Below are 17,605 nucleotides of genomic sequence, written 5' to 3'. Positions count from 1 at the left end.
GGCACATCTTCTGGGGTACTCCATGTTTCAAAGATTCGCGCACCTGTTCGTCGCCCCGATGCGCGGTGCCCACCGCCGACGTGGCCGAGCCGGCGAACATCTCGCGGCCCAACACCTCAAGAAACACGGCTACCGCGTGCTTGCGCGCAACCTGCGAAACCGATTTGGCGAGATCGACCTGCTGGCGCTCGCGCCCGACGGCCGAACGGTAGTGGTGGTTGAAGTGAAAGCCGGCTCCGCCAACGAACGCTTCCCGCCCGAGCTGCACGTCACGCCCGCCAAGCAACGCAAGATCGTGGCGCTGACCGCGCAGCTCGCGCGTCGCTATCGATTGACCGATCGGCCGTTCCGTTTCGATGTCATCGCCGTGGAGTTCCCCGAGCAGGGCGACCCGGTGATCCGTCACCACGTCGGCGCGTTTGCGTCGCGGGTGTGACCAAGGCGGCGCTTCATTGATCGCGGAGGGCGCAGAGACGCAGAAGCGCGGCCATGACGTTTTGTGTTTCGTTTTGCGGGCGATCGCAGATCGCCATGTCCACACCGCGCAATCAAACCCGCTATCTTCCCTGAATGATCGATCTGCAGACCCTCATCGGCTTCGGCGTCGCGGGCAACTTCACCGGCCACCTCGAACAGGCCGGCGAAGCCTCGGACTTCGTCAACATCCAAGCCGCCGCCGGCGCCCCCAAAGGCGTCTTCCCCTTCTACGTCCCCCAAGCCCAGGACAACCCTACCCCCCAAGCCGAGGGCTGCGGAGCGCAGCGACAAAGCCCCGGATCCCACTTCCTCCACACCTTCCCCCTCTCCCCCGACACCATCGAACACCCCGGCGATATCCAGGGCCAGGCCGCCAACCTCCAGATCGAACCCGAGCTCGCGTTGCTCTGCGAACTGAGCTACGACGACGCCCAGCAAGTCACCGCCATCCGCCCAACCCACTGCGCCGCCTACAACGACTGCTCCACCCGCCGCCCGGATGCGACCAAGATCAGCCAGAAGAAGAACTGGGGCCCCAACACCAAGGGCCTCGCGTCCGACCAATGGCTGCTTCTCGATTCCTTCGACGAGGCCGGCATCCTCCAGCACTTCCGCGTGGCGTGTTACCTGCTCCGCGACGGCGAGCTGCACACCTACGGCGAAGACTCACCCGTCGCCGGGCCCGACGGCTACGGCTACATGTATCAGCAGCTGCTCGACTGGCTCATCGAACGCTTCAACACCCAGCAAGACGAAGGCCCGCTCGAAGACCTCGCGCAATGGCTCGCCGTGGCGGGCCACCCCCACCGCGCGGTCATCAGCATCGGCGCCACCCGCTACACCGAGCTCGGCGAAACCACCTTCCTCCAGCCCGGCGACGACTCGATCGTCGTCGCTTACGACCAGCGCCTGCACAACACCGCGGGGATCGAAGCGGCGCTGATGAAAAACGACCTGCCGCTGCGCGAAGCCGCGACGTGTTCGCTGCTGCGGCAGCGCGTTATCGCCCGGCCGTAACCCCGCGTCGTTTAGCGGGCGATCGCAGATCGCCGTGTGCTCGGCAGGTTCAATTCCCCGAGTGCGTGTCGAGCTGCCCAAACAACTCGGTCAATTTCGCGTGCTGCTCGGCCGGAAGCGGGTCGGCGTTGATGGACTGGAGATTGGTTTCGAGGTGCTCGGGGTTGCCTGTGCCGAAGAGCACGACGTCGAGCCCGGGTTCGTGGGCGGAGAAGCGGTAGCCCGCGTCGGTGACATCGCCGAGGAAGCCCAGCGGGTCGTCGTGGTCGACGGTCTGCGGGTCGATCTTCCCCGCTTCGATCAGCTCGGCGACCACTTCGCGCAGGCGTTCAGGTCGCGTGAGTGCTTGGCGGACGGCAAACATGCCGAGCGTGCCCACGCCTTGCTTTAGGGTGGCGGGAAACACGTCGCGGCGGGCCGAGGGGTTGAGCGGGTTGAACCCCACCATCATCACGTCGAACACGTCGGCGTCCAGCACGCGCTTCAGGGTCTTGTGCCCGCGGTCGGTCTCGAACGCTTCGCTCACGGCGAGGTGGCGCAGCTTGCCCTGTTCCTTCGCGCGTTGCAGGGCGGGGACGATCTCTTGCAGCGCGTGGTCGCAGTGCGTGGGCTGCAGGCCGTGGAGGTGGTAGATGTCGACGTAGTCGGTTTCGAGTCGTTGGAGGCTGGCTTCGAGTTTGGCGACGTAGGCGTCGCCGGTGAGTAGGCCCTGCTCGTCGGCGACGCCGCACTTGGAAGAGATCACGACCGAGTCGCGCGGCACCTCGGCGATAGCGCGGGCGACGTGGGGCTCGGTCTGGTAGTTGGTCGCGGTGTCGATGAAGTTGACGCCCAGCTCGATCGCGCGGCGGAGGACGCCGACCGCGTGGTCAAAGTCTTTGCCGTAGGAGATGCCGAGGCGCGAGTGCCCGCCGCATCCCAGCCCGGCGATCGAAACTTCAAGGCCCGTTCGGCCGAGGGTGGTGGTTTTCATGGTTGGTTTCTGGGGATGTTTAATGCAGCGCTTCGCTTATCACGGAGAGCGCGGAGGCACGGAGACGTGGAGGAAGGCATGAATACCATGAAACGAAAAAATAAAAATGATTGCGATCTAGGGGTAGGATTGAAAACTAATTTCCGGTTTTCTTCTCCGCGCCTTTGCGCCTCCGCGCGCTCCGTGATAAGCGAAGCGCTGCCTTGGCTCTATTCCTCGCCGGCAGAAAGTTTTTCCAGCAGAACTTGTCGGAACACCTCCAGCGGCGGGGTCTGCTTTGTCCACAGTTCGAACTGGGCTGCGCCTTGTCGCACGAACATCTCCGCGCCATTGATTGTCAGGCAGCCCGTGGCTTTGGCGTCGCGCAGCAGGATGGTTTCGAGTGGGTTGTAGATCGTGTCGAACACGACGACGCCCGGGCCGAGGATGCTTTGTTTCTCCGGGGGCAGGGGGGTGGCGTCGGTCTGGGGGAACATGCCCAGCGGCGTGCAGTTGATCAGGATGTCGTAGGACGTTTCGCCAAGCTCGTCCATCGGCTTGGCGGTCGCGTCGAACTGCTCGGCCAGCGCTTGGGCTTTGTCGAGGGTGCGGTTGTAGACCGTGACTTTGCAGCCGTACTGCGCAAACGCCGCGACCGCGGCCCGCGCGGCGCCACCCGCGCCGAGGACGCCAAGCGTCTTACCCGCAAGCTGGTCCCGCCCGATCGACAACGCGTCGCACACCGCGTCGAGCAGGGCGGCGTAGTCGGTGTTGCTGGCGTACAAGCTGCCGTCGTCGCGCTTGGTCAGCGTGTTGGCCGCGCCGATTGTTGCGGCGAGCGGCTCGATCTCGCCGCCTTGCTCTTCGACGAAGCGCAAGAGGTTCGCTTTGTGCGGGATCGTCACCGAAGCGCCGCGGAAGTGCAGCGGTTCGTACTCGAGCCACGACAAAACGGTCGCCTTGAAGTGATCGTACTCCGGCGGGATGGGCATGGGCAGGTACACGCCGTTGTACCCCGTCTCGTCGAACCCGGCGTTGTGGAAGGCGGGCGACATTGAGTGCCCCACGGGGTAGCCGATCACGCCGTAGACCGCGGTGTCCTCGCGGATCGCGTCCCAGCGGTAGAGTTCCTTGAGATCGCGCACCGTCGGCTGCCCCGGCGCGGTGCCTTGCGCGGGATCGAGCGCCGCGAACGTCAGCAATGCCCCGAACTTCTTCGCCAGCACGCGGGACGCCAAGCCTTCGTCGCCCATGCACAGCGCGATCGTCGGCTTGAGCTTTCGGCGGACGATCTCAAACGCTTCGAGGTTGTCACGCAGCGAGCGCGCCCGCCAGGCGAGCTTGATCACCCGGCACGCCTCGGCCTCGGCCATGGCCATGAGCTTGCGGTCCAGGTCCGCGGGCTGGGTGACAAAGTCGTGCGAGGACAGGATCAACCCCGTCGACACGTCCGGCCGAGACTGATTGTTGTGGTCGACCACGAGCCCGAGTTTCTCGCGGAGCTCGGCCGAGGACTCGTAGGCTTTGAGTTCGACGTCGAGGTAAGCGGGCGTGACGCCGTCCAACCCGTTCCCGACGGCCTCGATGAGGTCCAGCCGATGCATATCGTCGCCGTCGTAGGCCCCGCCTTCCCAGGTCGGCCGACAGGTCACGATGCAGGGCAGCGGCGACTCGGCGACCAGTTTCTGCACCTCCACCACGTCCACCTCCGGCGGGCAGAACGTATCGACGCGGTATTCCACCAGGTCGGCCCCCATCTCGGCGGCGCGGGCGGCGTCGGCCAGGGCGGAAGGGCGGTCGTGGACAGTGATCGGGACGGTGAGGCGGGTCATCGCGACACAGGATAGCGGGTGGCCGCGGTGGCCATCTCCTCAACATGTTTGATGGATGGATTCCCCTCCCTTGAGGGAGGGGTGAGGGGAGGGTGCCGTGTGTTCAAAGGGCTGGGGCGTTTGAGAATGCTCGGCACCCCCACCCGGCCTCCCCCTCAAGGGGGAGGAGTTCAAGGCATCGCCAACGCTTGCACTTTGGTCACGGGTTTGGCGTCTTGGATTCAGGCCGCCAACGCCAACGCTTGGCGAGCACGTTGGGCACGCTGGGCGTAGAGGGCGGACGTCCGGGTCTTGCCGCGTTGGGCGAGATCGAGCTGCTTGGCACGGAGTCGGCCGATCAGGGCGCGGAGTCGTTGCGGCGTGGTTTGCTTGGGTAGTTCGGTCGTGTTCAAGGCTTGGTTCCCCCACGGGGTGATGGTTACGGATGGTCTCTCTTGCTCGATACTATGCCGGTGGACGCCGCCGGGATTATGAAATTTCAGCAAATCCTCCGTCTTGGGATTAATGAACACGGGTCTCGCAGGCGTGGTGCAAAACACGCGGGTTTTTCGTCACGAAGCGGGGTGGTGTGCCTTGGTCTTCTCTCCCCTCGGGAGAGGGGGCTTTGTAGGTCAGGCATGCCTGCCTGACGTCGAGTGACTGAGAACCTGCGTCAGGCAAGCATGCCTGACCTACGGGTCGCGGCTTATCACCGATTCGCTCCGGAACCTGCAGGGGGTTACGCTCAGGCGTCCTTTCTTGCTTTTGCCTGAGGAGTTTCTTCCATGCCCAAACTCAGTCCGCTTCATGTGGTTCGATACGCAGCCGACGGCAACGCGGATGCGGGGTCGGCCGATCTTTCTTCGAAGATCGCTCCGCCGTACGACGTGCTGGACGCCGGGCCGAAGGCGGAGTTGTTGGCGAAGGATGCGCACAACATCGTCGCGGTGGACCTGCCGGTGACGCCGCCCAAGACCGTGGGGCCGGACGCCGCGTACGCCGAGGCGGGCGCGCTGTATCGGCAGTTGCTCAGCGACGGGGTGCTGACGCGCGACGATCAGCCGGGCGTGGTGGTGTACGAACAGGCCTACGAACTCAATGGCCAAACCGTCCGGCGTCGGGGTTTGTTCGCGGGGGTGGGCGTCGAGGAATTCAACCAGCCCCACGGCATCTTCCGCCACGAGATGACTATCGCGGGCGGCATCGGCGACCGCACGAAGCTGATGGAAGCGACCTCCGCCCAGCTCTCGCCGATCTTCGGCATCTTCCCCGACCCGAAGAAGGTGGCGGTCCAACTGCTCAACGACATCTGCGAGTCAAGCGACCCCGACTACCACGGCACCACCGCCAACGACGGCGTCGCCCACCGCTGCTGGCTGGTCCACGACCCCGCCACGCTCGACACGCTGTCCGCGTTTTTCCGCGAAACCGATGTCTTCATCGCCGACGGCCACCACCGCTACACGACCGCGCTGCAGTTTGCGAAAGACCATCCCGATCTTCCGGGGGCGGGCAGCTGCTTATTCGTGCTCGTCGCGGCGGAGGACCCGGGCATGATCGTGCTGCCGACGCACCGGGTGGTGTGCGGGCTGCAGGAGTTCATGTGGTCGGAGCTCGAAGCGATCCTCGGGGCGGACGACCGCTGCACGCTCGGCGGCGACCCCGCGCAGACGCGGTTCGCGTTGTTCGACCCGGTCAGCGGCGACACGGTGGGTTTGGAGACGCACGGCGACGTGTTGGCCGAGGCGTTCCCCGACAAGCCCGAGGTGTGGCGGACGCTGGACGTGGCGGTGCTGCACGAGTGGCTGATCCAGCGTGTGTTGCGGCCGAGTTTCGGCGGGGAGGGCGAGGCCGGGGGGGTGACGTTCAAATACACCGCAGACCTCGACGAGATGAAACAACTCGCGGCGGAAGAGGATCCCGCGGGCGCCCGCCTCGGCGTGGTGATGCGGGGCACGCCGCTCGAAAGTGTGATGGCCGTCTCGCGGGCCAACGAGGTGATGCCGCCCAAGAGCACGTACTTCTACCCCAAGCTCGCGACGGGGCTGGTGATTAATCCGTTGGATTGAGCGCGGGTGGGATTCGTAGGTCAGGTCTTCGACCTGACGCAATTCACCTCAACTCGTGTCAGGTCGAAGACCTGACCTACAACAAGCCCGATTCCGAGCACGAAGCGTCAGCGAGTGGCCGAACGATCGGTGCAAACGTCACTCGCTGACGCTTCGTGCTCGGAATCAACCCAACGGGGTCGAAAATTGTCGGATCCGCGCGATCCTGCCCCGCACCCGTGGCGTACCAGTGGGGCATCTATCCCCATGACCACACTTAACTTCCCCCAGCTTGCCACGTTAGCGACCCGCGAAGCGGTACAATCGCCCGTGATGTCCGGCGAAACACCCACCCCCACCGCCCTGAAAGACCTGACCGACGAGCAGTTGCTCGGCGAGTATCGCAACGGTCGTTTGGAGGCGTTTGAGGCCCTGGTGCGGCGGTATCGGCCGGAACTGCTGCATTTTCTGATCCGTTTTGCCAGCAACCGGGCGGCGGGCGAGGACCTGTTCCAAGAGACCTTTCTCCAGGTTCACATCTCGGCCGACACTTTTGATGTGTCCAAGCGATTTAAACCCTGGCTTTTTACGATTGGCGCGAACAAAGCCCGGGACTACTTGCGTAAGAACAAACGACAGAAGACGGTTCCGCTGTCGGCCCTGGTCGACAAGAAGCAGGAAGACGGCCCGTCGTTTATCGACCTGATGGAGGCCGACCTGCCCCTGCCCGATGACCTGGTGCAGGACGGGGAGACCGCGGATCTGGTCAAGGAGGTGGTCGAGTCGTTGCCCGACCACTTGAGAGAGGTTTTGCTGCTGGCTTACTTCAACCAGTTTGCCTACAAGGAAATCGCCGAGATGCTCAGCATCCCGCTGGGCACCGTCAAGAGCCGCCTGCACGCGGCGGTGGGCACCTTCGCCCAGCTCTGGAAGGCCCGCTACCCCAGCCCGAACCCGTCGGAGTGACCCGATAACCCCCGCCCCGGACCTCTTGGAACCGAGGGCAGACCAAAACTAGACCGTAACCAGACCAGTTCCACTGGTCTACGAACAGACCACCAGACCAGACCACCACCTTTAGACCATGCCTGACTCGAACATCCCCGAACAACCCGAAGCCTTTGTCGAGCTCTCGCCCGAGGATGCCGCGGCGTTGGATGCGGTGATGGGTGCCCGGGCGATGGGCAGCGAAGCCGGGCCGATGCCCGCAGGCTCGAAAGAGCGGGTCGAGAAGGTGCGTGGTGTGCTCGCCTTGCTGGATCAGGTGGCCGCCGCGGATGCGCCGCAAGCCCACGCGGGTGAATCGGTCATCCAGTCCACCCTGGCGCGGGTCGCGGCTCAACGTGAAGCCGAGAAACCGATCGAAGTGACGCCGTTGTGTGAAGACGACGGCCGGGCGCTCGACGCGGTCGTCGCCAACGCCGGCCAGCCCGGCCCGGTCCCTGCGGGGCTGGGTGATCGCACCCAGCGGGTCGCGGGGGTCTTGTCGCTCCTGGATCAGATGCCCCGCGAAGACGCGGCCGGCGGCGATGAAGACTTGATTCAACGCACCCTCGCCGCCGCGGCCGACGCACGCCAGCGCGAGCGGTTTGCCCAGCAGATCGAGATGTTTGCCGAGCCCCGCCGGACATTTGGTGTGAGCCTGCGGCAGGTCTTCACGGCCGCCGCGGTGCTGCTTCTGGGCATTTCGTTGCTGATGCCCGCCCTCGACCACCAGCGTCAGGCCCAGCAGATCGCGGCGTGCAGCTACAACCTCGGCGTGGCGGGTCAGCAGATCGGGCAGTATTCGATGGATCACGCCGGCATGCTCCCGCGTGGGCCCGTTGGCGACTCGTGGATCAAGACCGGCCAGCCCGACGCCATCGACGACGCCGGCCGTTACCAATCCAACTCCGCCCACCTGTACATCCTCATCCGCGACGCCTACGTGGCGCCGTCCCGCCTGGCGTGTGCCTCCAACGACCGGGCCACCGTCTCGATGCCCGGCAGCGGTCAGCTCGACTGGGCCTCGCACCAAGCGATCTCCTACAGCTACCAGAACCAGCACGGCGTGGCCCCGATCCGCGTCGACCGCAGCTCGCCCCGTCTGGCCGTGCTGGCGGACAAGAACCCGCTGTTCATCGTGAAGGACGGCAAGGTCGTCTACGACCGCGAGGCCAAGCGTGACGCCGCCAGCCTCCTCCACGGCGGCAAGGGCCAGAACATCCTTATGCTCGACGGACGTGTGAGCTGGTCGACCACCCCCCACATCGGCGGCGACAACGTCTGGCAGATCAGCGGCCACGACGGCGGCTACACCGGTACCGAAGCCCCCCAAGACGCCCACCGCGACAGCTTCCTGGTGCCCTGACTCAGGGGTTTTCCATTACTTTCCGGGATTTGTGACATCGATTGCGGGATGCTTTGGTACCTTAATAAAAGGTTCCGCATCACTCGAATTCATCACCCTCGGCCGTTCTTGCCTTGAGGGTCACCGATCATCGGAGGGAAACGTTTCTGCCGTCCTTGCACACGGAGGTGTCACATGGACCCGCTTCTCCCGCTACGTTTCACCGTTCTAAGGCTCTGCCAGCAGACCCTGCGTCATCGTGCGCTCCGGGAGTCGATGAAACTTTCGCCCCAAGGCGCTACCAGCCCGTATACCGGGCGCATGGAGTGGATGCTGCCCGAGTTGGCCACGCTTATCGCCAGCGCCCACGACAGTTCGCCGCAGGAGTTCGCGGTGTCGCTGCGCCGGTTTATCGATGAACACACCTTCGTGGAGGACGCGGGCGACCCGGTGTTTGATGCCGAGGTCCGCGAGGAGACCCGGGAGTTGTTTGAGATGTCGATGCGGGTGCACCGCGCGGTGCATCGCCGTGCGGTGTCTCACTCGGACTGGCACAACGTCCCGGTCCCGCCGTTGATGTGTGGGTGAGTCTTACTTGTCTGAGATTATGGCTGGCACCCAGAACCCATGCACTCCAGGGCTCATCTCGATGCTGGCAAATCGAATAACGGTGTGCCTTAAGGAATTTGACACAAGAAGTTCGTAAATCGGCGCCTTGTATGATTGTCCATAGAGGGGTTCGGTCACATGCGCGATACCGCCTTCGATGCGGTTCCAGCGAGATTGGCTGAAATCGACTACGCCTATCCAGCCGAATGTTTCGGGCTGCAGAGATGTGCCGACGAATTCCCACTCGTCTTTAGACATGGATCAACCCAGCCCGACGGTGCGGTGGGCGTCGTCGATGGAGGTGACGCCCGAGAGCACGCGTTCGATGGCGTGGTCTTTGAGGCTGCGGAAGCCGGTGCCGGCCAGGGCCTGACGCAGATCGACGAGGTTGGGGTTGCTCAGGATCACGTCGCGGATGGCGTCGGTGGCGTCGAGCAGTTCGAACACGCCCACACGGCCCGCGTAGCCCGTGCCGAAGCAGGCGTCGCAGCCGACCGGGGAGTAGATCGTCACGTCTTCCGACTCGGCCAGGCCCAAACGCAGGCGGTCCTGTTCGGTCGGCGTTACTGGTTTCTTGCAGGACTCACACAGCCGACGCACCAGACGTTGGGCGAGCACGATGTTGAGCGTCGAGGCGATCAGGTACGGCTCGACGCCCAGGTCCAGCAGACGCAGCACGGTGCTGACCGTGTCGTTGGAGTGGACGGTCGACAGCACCAGGTGCCCCGTGGTCGCGGCCTGCATCGAGGTGACGGCGGTGTCCTGGTCACGGATCTCGCCGAGAACGATCACATCCGGGTCCTGGCGGAGGCAGGTCCGAAGCAAATTGCCGAAGGTGTGGCCTTCCTGGGTGTCAACGGGGATCTGCGTGACGTGCTCGATCTCGTACTCGATCGGGTCTTCGATCGTCAGGACGTTGCGGACGTGGGCGTCGATCTGACGCAGCACCGCGTAGAGCGTGGTCGTTTTACCGCTGCCGGTGGGGCCGCAGACGAGCACGGTGCCGGTGGACTGCTGGCTGGTGGACGCGAGCTTGTCCTGGATGAACTGGGGCATGTCCAGGTCGGCGAGCTGCTGCGGCGCCTGGGTGGGGTCGAGGACTCGGATGACCATCTTCTGCCCGTACATCGCCGGGGCGAAGCTGACGCGGTAGTCGATCGTTCGGCCGGGCACGGCCAACGAGAAGTGGCCTTCCTGGATGATCGACTTACGGCTGATGTCGATGTCGCAGAGGATCTTGATCAGCGACATCAGACGCTTGGTTTGCTCGGCGGTCAGGCGGCAGACGTCGAGCATCGCGCCGTCCACCCGGACGCGGATCAGCGCGTCGTACTGCTTGGGCTCGAGGTGGATATCGCTGGCGCCCGAGCGCAGAGCGCCGAGGGTGAGCAGCTGCAGGTGGGCGAGGGATTCGGTGGCGTCGGAGAGGGCGGCGCCCGCTTCGTGGACGACCTGACCGCGGGCGTTGAGCAGCGAGAGCGACTCGATGCCGAAGCCGGGGTCGCGTCCCATGCGGGCCATGTCGACGATGGTCTTGAGCACGTCGCCGGGCTGGGGCGTCGCGGAGTCGGGCGCTTCGCCGGGGATCGACGGCGGCGGGGGGTTGTGGGTGGGTGTGGTTTCTACGACGGCCGAGTCGTCTTCGACCAGCACCGCGACGTCGTAGACGGGTTCGTCGTCGTCATCGGCGAGCTGCAGGTCGTCGGGGTCGCGCGGCTTGGGCGCGGCTTTGGGCGGTGCCTGGGACGAAGACGTGGTGTTCTCGGGGTAGGCCGCCAGCGGGGTGGCCTTGGCCGACTCGGGGGTGAGGAAGAATCGCACGTAGGTCTGCCCGACCTGGAACACGCCCTTGTCGGCTAGCTTCACCGCCTCGATCGGCTTGCCGTTGACCAGCGTGCCGTTGCGCGACTGCAGGTCGTGGACGAGGTAGTGGCCCTTGTACAGCACGACCTCGCAGTGCTTGCGGCTGATGAGCTTGTCGCCGTCGAGCGTAGCGTCGCACGCGTCGTCCCGGCCAAAGACAAACCTGGCGCCGTTGAAGGAAACGCGGTGGGTGCGGTGCGGAGAAATGAGTTCGAGTACGGGCATAGACGTAAGCAATCTATCGGCCATCCGCCGGGCCCGCCACCGGGCGGGCGGGAAGAATTTTCATTGCGTGGCCCCGCCGGGCGGGGTAGGTTGTGGTCAGGTGTCAGGGACGCCTCCACGTCCGCGGGAAGGGCCAAGCCCACCAATCGGTTGATTACCAATTTTCACCTTCATTCCTGCCCGATCGAAGCGGACGACGGGCCCTGCCGGAAGGAAGGTGCGCTATGACCGCATCCGAATCGTCGTCGTCTCTGTCTCAGTCCCCGTCTCTGCCCGCCAACGCCTCGCTGGAGAACCTTCGCAAACAAGCGAAGTCGCTGTTGAAGCGCCAGCGCCAAGCGGTGGAGGGCCAACTGCTCCCGCCTCGGTTCACGCTCAGCGCGGCCCAGCACGAGATCGCACGCGGCGTGGGCTTTGCGAGTTGGCCCAGGCTCGTGGCCCATTTCCGGGACAATGCCCCCACAGGCCGGGTCCGCCGGGAGGCGGGGCGGGTGTGGATCGACGGCGTGTCGTCGCTGCAGTGGGGCCCGAGCCCCGAGCCGACGTACCTGGGCGCGATGGAGGCGGCGTTCTGCGGCAGCGACCGGCCGCTGGACCTCAACACGATGATGGGCGACTCGGGGTTGGCTTACCGTATCCGCTGGGCGCGCGGCGTGGACGCCGACACGTGGTGCGGGTCGTGCCCGGTGGGCGAGTGGCCGGACGAGCGTGAGACGCTGGGCCGAGCAACGGGCTACGCATTCGATTGGTCGTTTCCCGGTGAGAACGCGGACAAGCCGATCGAGCGCATCGTCGCCGAGGTCGACGCGGGTCGGCCGATCCTTGCCTACGGCAAGAAGCACGACCTCGGCGTGATCTACGGCTACGAAGACGCTGGCCAAACCGTCGTGCTCAGCGACTATTGGTCGGAGGGTAAACCGGTGGTGATGCCCACCGCCGAGATCAAGGGCGTGACCGCGTGGCTGACGAACGTGGTCGAGCCGCTGCCGCGCGGCGAGGCGGTGGCCGAGGGGGTTAGGCTGACGAGTCGGCGTTGGGCCCAAGGCACGGAAGATACGCCGTACGCTCCCCCCATGCGTTACTACTACGGCCCGCAGGCTTACGCGGAGTGGCTGGCCGACCTCCACCGGGCCGACACGCTGACGGACGAGCAGCGCGGCAACCTATACTTCCTCAACGGCTGGAACTACAGCTCGCTGCACATGACCCGGCGTGACCACGCGGCACAATACATCCGCGAACAATCGCGCCACCTGCCCGAGGCGGCGCAAGCGCACGCGTCGGATGCGGCCGGGGTGTACGAGCGCTTGGCCCAATACTTGGGCAAGTGGGACCCGACCGACGACCAATTCGGCTTCGTTAAGCAGAAGCCCGTGACGAGCTGGACGGCCGAGGTCCGCGCGGCGGAGATCGGGTGGCTCGAAGGCATCGCGGCGCTGGAGTCCGAGGCGCAGGAGCGCATCGATCGCGCGGTGAACGAATTGGAAGCATCACCTTGATTCGCCACCGTGGCTTGGTCGTAGTCGTAGGTCAGGCATGCCTGCCTGACGCAGGGTTTCTCCCACTCGGTGTCAGGCAGGCATGCCTGACCTACATGTTGGCGAGAGAAAGGTAGGGTGGGCATGGCCCAACGATCGGCTATGAAAACACGCGGTGGGCATTGCCCACCCTACAGCTTGGATTCACTTCGCGGCGAGGACGACGTCGAAGACGCCGCTGCGGTAGCGGCCGTGTTCGGTTTCGTGGGTGTCGAGGTCGATGATCAGCGAATCGCGGATCAGGCCGTCGGTGTCCTGGTGGGCGTCGCCACGGAAGTAGAGCTGGGTGATGAGGGTTTGGTAGCCCGCGGCACGGACGAGGTAGTGGATGTGGGGCGGGCGGAAGCCTCGGCCGACGCGGTAGGCGCCGGGGTGGATGGTTTCGTATTCGTATCGGCCGAGCTCGTCGGTGAGGACGCGGGCGCGGTTGACGAAGACGTCGGGCTGAGGCGGGTTGCGGGGGTCGTCGTTGTCGTATCGCCCGGCGGCGTTGGCCTGCCAGATATCGATCGTGACGCCGGGCAGGGGCTTCTGGGTGTCGTGCCCCCAGGCGGTGCCGGTGATGAGCAGGGTCGGGCCGGGCTCGAGTGGGGGGGTGATCTTCGCGCGGTAGGGCGCGTTCTCTCGGTGGTAGGGGCCCAGGACGTTGGGCTCGGTGACGGGTTTGATCGCGGCGGGGTTGGCGGGTGGGTCGTCGAGGGACTCGCCTTGCTTGGTGAGGAAGGTGCCGAAGTCGCCCGCGTCGCCGGAGGCTTCGGTGGGCTGGGCGTCGGCGCGGAGGCGGAGGCCCGCGGCGGTGGCGACACCGAGGCCGAGGGCGGCGTTTTTCAGGAACATCCGGCGGGAGGGTGCATCGGACATGGTTCGGCTCCGGGGGAAGGGCTGATTCAGATTCAACGCATGGGCCGATTGCGTATTGCCTGCCGAGACACTCGGCCCACAGTGTCTAGACTATCAGCGTGGACGCTATCTACCTGGACAACAATGCTACGACCAAACCCCTGCCCGAGGTCGCGGCGGCGGTTGCGGAGGCGCACGAATCGCTGTGGGCCAACCCGTCGAGCGTGCACCGCTTCGGGCAGACGGTGCGGCAGCGGATGGAGCTGGCGCGGGCCTCGGTGGCGAAGCTGATCGGCGGACGGCCGCGCGAGCTGGTGTTCACGTCCGGGGGGACCGAGGCGAACAACCTGGCGATCGGGGGCACGCTGGGCGAAGACCTCGGCGGGGCGGTGTTGATCACCGACAAGGCGGAGCACGCGGCGGTGCGCGAGGTGGCCGAGGCGGTGGAGAAGCGTGGGGGCGAGGTGCGCTGGTTGCCCATGCTCGAGGGCGGGGTGGTGGATGTGCGGGCGTTGGGGGAGTTGTTGGAGGAAGCGGTGGGCATGCGGGCTGAAGCCCGCACGCCGGAAGGGGGATCGGGGGTTGGGGTTGTGTTGCTCAGCGTGATGTGGGCGAACAACGAGACGGGGGTGATTCAGCCGATCCGGGAGATCGCCGAGGCGGTGGCCCGGGTGCGCGACGCGGCGCGGCAGGCGGGCAACCCGGTGCGGGTGGTGTTTCACACCGACGCGACGCAAGCGGTCGGGAAGCTGCCGGTGGATGTGGCCGAGGCGGGCGTGGATCTGTTGACGCTGGCGGGGCACAAGTTTCACGGGCCCAAAGGCGCGGGGGCGTTGTGGATGCGTCGCGGGGTGCGGGTCCGTCCGCAGCAGTTGGGCGGGCCGCAGGAAACCGAACGGCGGGGCGGCACGGAGAACGTGCCGGGCTTATTGGGTTTGGGCGTGGCGGCCGAGGCGGCGGCGGCGTTTGTGCCGGACGCCGACGCGGTGGGCCGGGTGCGAGCGCTGCGCGATCGGTTTGAATCGCAGGTCATCGACGGGTTGGGGGGCATGCGGGCTGAAGCCGGCACGCCGGGGGTGGTTGTGAACAGTGGAGGGAGTCTGCGGCTTTGGAACACGACGAATCTGGGGTTCCGCGGTCTCGAGGCCGAGGCGATCCTGCTGGGTTTGAGCGAGCGGGGTGTGTGCGCGTCGGCTGGCGCGGCGTGCTCCAGCGGCAGCCTGGAGCCTTCGCCGGTGTTACGGGCGATGGGGGTGGACGAAGCGGTGGCGCACGGGTCGGTGCGTTTTTCGTTGAGCCGATTCACCAGCGAAGAAGAAATCGAAAGCGCGGTGTCGGTGGTGGTCGAGGTGGTGGGGCGGTTGTCGCGCGTGATGCCGATGGGTGGTGGATGATCGTGCGGCGAGTTTGGGTAAACCCTTGGCGACGAAATCAGGAATTAACGCGTATGAAAACCAATTTCGGACGCTTGGCTTGTATCGGCGTGTTTGGGGGCGCACAATGCAAGGGGATACTCTTCGGTGAGGGTCTTGTTCGATGCAGTTGATGTCTTGGATGATTGGTCGGCTGGGGAGCCGCTTCGGCCTGATGTTTGAGCCGTACGAGCGACGGGTGATGCACTCGGCGTTGGGTCGGTTTCTGGATCAGCCGTTGGACTTGGCGGTCGGCCTGATCGAGCCGGACGGGCGTCAGCGCGTCCTGCCGTTCACCAAAGACAACGACAACGACGGCGTCGACCAGTTCGCCAACTGCGAGCAGTTCGACCGCATCAATTCCACCACCTTCCGCGGCTACAGCGAACGCTACGGCCTGCGGTTCGAGATGAACATCCACAGCGTCTTTTACCCGCAGAACGAGCGGCTCTGCGTCATGCCCGCGTTCTACCTGGAGATGCGCGTCAACCCGCTCCGCCGGTTCCGGTTGGTCAAGCGGGTCGGCGAGGCGCCGGGCAAGGTGAAGTTGTTCATCCGGCTGCGCCGCCCCGAGACGGAGCTGAGCGCTTCGGACAACACGATCCGTATGGCGTACGACATCCCGCTGAAGCCCGCCGACCCGTGGGAGCGGCCGCGCCCGGTGAGCGAGCTCGCCAAGGAGGTGCCGACGGTTCACGCCGAGGACCGGATCGTGTCGTTGAACCCGGGCTGCGAGGTGACGCCGTGTGGCCAGGGCTTGACGCTGGACCTGCCGGTGACGCGTTCGGGTTCGGGGACCAAGTGGCGGCTGGTGTGGGCGTCGCACGTGGCCGAGCCCGTGCTGACGGTGAAGCGAGAGGGTGAGATCCACCAAGCCAAGCTGCGCTACAACCAGCACTGGCCGGACGTGGACGCGGTCGCCCAGGAAGCGATCAAGACCCGCGACGAGCGTTTGGCGTTGTCCCGCCGGTTTGAAAAGCTGCTCGAGCAGGCCCCGCTCGACGCTTCGCAGCGGCACCTGAATAACCAGTCGTTTCAGAACTTCCTGTGCAACACCTTCTGGTGCGACACGATCCCGTCGCCCGAGGCGACCGAGGGGTTGTTGTCCGAGCCGCTGGAATGGTTCAGCGTGTGGGACGGCTCGCCGACGTATCACTCGGCGTTGGATGTGGAATACAACAACTCGCTGTTCTACCTCGCGGTATGGCCGCGGCTGCTGAAGGTGCAATTGCGTCAATGGGTCGAGCGGTCCGAGCCCCACGAACCGTCGGGCGGCCGGGTGATGCGCCACGACCTGGGCGTGGGGATGACCGCGACCGACAGCGCCTACGACCACCGCATGCCCGTGGAGGAGAACGCCAACTTCCTGCTGCTGTTGGAGACGCTCGTCCGCTGGACCGGCGACAAGCAGACCGCCTCGGCCTACCTCGACGTGGCCTGGGAACTCGCCCGCTATCTGATCTGGACCGACCGCGACGCCTCGGGCTTCCCGACCGAGGGCGTGGCCAACGCTATGGTCGACGCCGCCGCGGCGATGCAATACGCCCGCAAGCAGACCTACCTCGCGGTGAAGCGGGTCGCGGCGCTGCGGGCCGCCGCGGGCATGTTCCGCCGCAGCCTCGAGCTCGACAAGGCCCGGGAGTGCGAGCAGCTGGTCGAGCGTGACACCCGCAAGATCGAAGAAGCCGCCTGGCTGGGCGATCACTACGCCGTGGCCGTGGACAAGAGCGCCGTTGAACTCACCGACCCCGTCACCGGAGAGCCGTTGGAGATCGACGAGCTGCCCGGCTGGGACGCCTACTCCATCTACACCGCCAACGGCTTGCTGCTGCCCGAACTCATCGGCCAGCCCCCGCTGCTCGACCGCGACCGCCTCACCCGCGATGTCTACCGCAGCAACCGCGAGTGCAACGGCCGCTACGGCGACGGTCACTCCTCGCTCGAGCCCAACAACCCCCGCATCTCCCAGAACATCTGGCGCGACCTCCTGGCCCGCTACCTGCGCCTCGGCGGCGAGTCTTCCGCCCAGCAGTACTGGGACCTGCAGGTCATGAGCAACACCCACTCCCAGAGCCTGGGCTACACCGACACCTACATCCACAACCGCCTGCACAACTACCCCCGCGGCGTGGTCACCATGGGCTACTACCTCGCCACGCCCCGCCTGATGATCGACCGCCTCGCCCCCGGCGCGGTGGGCACCTACATCACCGTTGACCCCGACCGCCACACCCCGCAGCGCTGGCCGCTCCTGCCGCTGGCCGACTGGCAGGCGGGCAAGATCCCGGTCTGCGTCGTGCAGGGCGACGGCCGCGTGCTGATCGAGGCCATCACCGACCCCGTCGTGATCCAGGGCGAGGAAAACGAGTCCGGCGGCGCGATCCCCGGCACCCAGCTGATCGGCTGAGGCGAGCGGCGATCCGCCCCTCTTGCTTGACCGGGTGGCCGGGGCAGAGTCCGCGATGCCCCGGAACCATCCTCTAA

At 65.7% G+C, this 17,605-nt stretch carries 15 protein-coding genes; 9 read left to right on the top strand and 6 right to left on the bottom strand.

Features of this window, described 5'->3' with window-relative positions:
- The first annotated feature begins 22 nt into the window (after nucleotides 1-22).
- A complete protein-coding gene (locus tag HNQ40_RS06245; RefSeq protein ID WP_184677020.1) occupies nucleotides 23-436 on the top strand; it encodes a YraN family protein in 414 nt (137 codons plus the stop codon).
- A 137-nt stretch (nucleotides 437-573) separates the two neighbouring features.
- Nucleotides 574-1,494, top strand: a complete 921-nt coding sequence (locus HNQ40_RS06240) for a DUF5718 family protein (RefSeq protein ID WP_390675682.1) — start codon at nucleotides 574-576, stop codon at nucleotides 1,492-1,494.
- Nucleotides 1,495-1,543: 49 nt separating this feature from the next.
- Here the strand turns inward: HNQ40_RS06240 and HNQ40_RS06235 are convergent, their stop codons facing one another.
- From HNQ40_RS06235 to HNQ40_RS06225, 3 genes are all read right to left on the bottom strand, one after another.
- Nucleotides 1,544-2,467 carry an aldo/keto reductase gene (locus tag HNQ40_RS06235; protein WP_184677018.1) on the bottom strand — a complete coding sequence of 308 codons (924 nt, stop codon included), beginning with the start codon at nucleotides 2,465-2,467 and terminating at the stop codon, nucleotides 1,544-1,546.
- A 209-nt stretch (nucleotides 2,468-2,676) separates the two neighbouring features.
- Nucleotides 2,677-4,278: a shikimate dehydrogenase gene (aroE, locus tag HNQ40_RS06230; protein ID WP_184677017.1), complete on the bottom strand. Its 1,602-nt coding sequence runs from the start codon at nucleotides 4,276-4,278 to the stop codon at nucleotides 2,677-2,679.
- 221 nt (nucleotides 4,279-4,499) lie between these two features.
- Nucleotides 4,500-4,670 (bottom strand): hypothetical protein, encoded by a 171-nt coding sequence (locus HNQ40_RS06225; protein WP_184677016.1) that lies wholly within the window; start codon nucleotides 4,668-4,670, stop codon nucleotides 4,500-4,502.
- Between the two features lie 372 nt (nucleotides 4,671-5,042).
- Between HNQ40_RS06225 and HNQ40_RS06220 the strand changes: the two genes are divergently transcribed.
- From HNQ40_RS06220 to HNQ40_RS06205, 4 genes are all read left to right on the top strand, one after another.
- The gene (locus HNQ40_RS06220) at nucleotides 5,043-6,326 is read left to right on the top strand and encodes a DUF1015 family protein (protein ID WP_184677015.1); all 1,284 of its coding nucleotides are present in this window, start codon (nucleotides 5,043-5,045) and stop codon (nucleotides 6,324-6,326) included.
- 246 nt (nucleotides 6,327-6,572) lie between these two features.
- Nucleotides 6,573-7,271: an RNA polymerase sigma factor gene (locus HNQ40_RS06215; RefSeq protein ID WP_184677014.1), complete on the top strand. Its 699-nt coding sequence runs from the start codon at nucleotides 6,573-6,575 to the stop codon at nucleotides 7,269-7,271.
- Nucleotides 7,272-7,389: 118 nt separating this feature from the next.
- Complete coding sequence (locus tag HNQ40_RS06210) at nucleotides 7,390-8,655, top strand: hypothetical protein (RefSeq protein WP_184677013.1); 1,266 nt, start codon at nucleotides 7,390-7,392, stop codon at nucleotides 8,653-8,655.
- 255 nt (nucleotides 8,656-8,910) lie between these two features.
- Nucleotides 8,911-9,222, top strand: a complete 312-nt coding sequence (locus HNQ40_RS06205) for a hypothetical protein (protein WP_221435402.1) — start codon at nucleotides 8,911-8,913, stop codon at nucleotides 9,220-9,222.
- A 3-nt stretch (nucleotides 9,223-9,225) separates the two neighbouring features.
- On the opposite strand, the gene HNQ40_RS06200 is transcribed toward HNQ40_RS06205, so the two are convergent.
- On the bottom strand, nucleotides 9,226-9,501 hold the full coding sequence (locus tag HNQ40_RS06200) for a hypothetical protein (protein WP_184677011.1): 276 nt from the start codon (nucleotides 9,499-9,501) through the stop codon (nucleotides 9,226-9,228).
- A 3-nt stretch (nucleotides 9,502-9,504) separates the two neighbouring features.
- The gene (locus HNQ40_RS06195; protein ID WP_184677010.1) at nucleotides 9,505-11,331 is read right to left on the bottom strand and encodes an ATPase, T2SS/T4P/T4SS family; all 1,827 of its coding nucleotides are present in this window, start codon (nucleotides 11,329-11,331) and stop codon (nucleotides 9,505-9,507) included.
- A gap of 224 nt (nucleotides 11,332-11,555) precedes the next feature.
- Between HNQ40_RS06195 and HNQ40_RS06190 the strand changes: the two genes are divergently transcribed.
- Nucleotides 11,556-12,830 (top strand): hypothetical protein, encoded by a 1,275-nt coding sequence (locus tag HNQ40_RS06190; RefSeq protein WP_184677009.1) that lies wholly within the window; start codon nucleotides 11,556-11,558, stop codon nucleotides 12,828-12,830.
- A 183-nt stretch (nucleotides 12,831-13,013) separates the two neighbouring features.
- Here HNQ40_RS06190 and HNQ40_RS06185 read toward each other — a convergent pair whose 3' ends face one another.
- Entirely contained in the window at nucleotides 13,014-13,730 is a 717-nt protein-coding gene (locus HNQ40_RS06185) for a dioxygenase family protein (protein ID WP_184677008.1), read from the bottom strand.
- Between the two features lie 98 nt (nucleotides 13,731-13,828).
- Here HNQ40_RS06185 and HNQ40_RS06180 point away from each other — a divergent pair, with 98 nt between their 5' ends.
- Entirely contained in the window at nucleotides 13,829-15,103 is a 1,275-nt protein-coding gene (locus tag HNQ40_RS06180) for a cysteine desulfurase family protein (protein WP_184677007.1), read from the top strand.
- A gap of 142 nt (nucleotides 15,104-15,245) precedes the next feature.
- Nucleotides 15,246-17,528 carry a glutaminase domain-containing protein gene (locus HNQ40_RS06175; RefSeq protein WP_184677006.1) on the top strand — a complete coding sequence of 761 codons (2,283 nt, stop codon included), beginning with the start codon at nucleotides 15,246-15,248 and terminating at the stop codon, nucleotides 17,526-17,528.
- The last annotated feature ends 77 nt before the right edge of the window (nucleotides 17,529-17,605 follow it).

The sequence above is a fragment of the Algisphaera agarilytica genome (genome assembly GCF_014207595.1).
Classification (GTDB): domain Bacteria; phylum Planctomycetota; class Phycisphaerae; order Phycisphaerales; family Phycisphaeraceae; genus Algisphaera; species Algisphaera agarilytica.
This window is presented reverse-complemented; position numbering and strand designations above follow the sequence as displayed.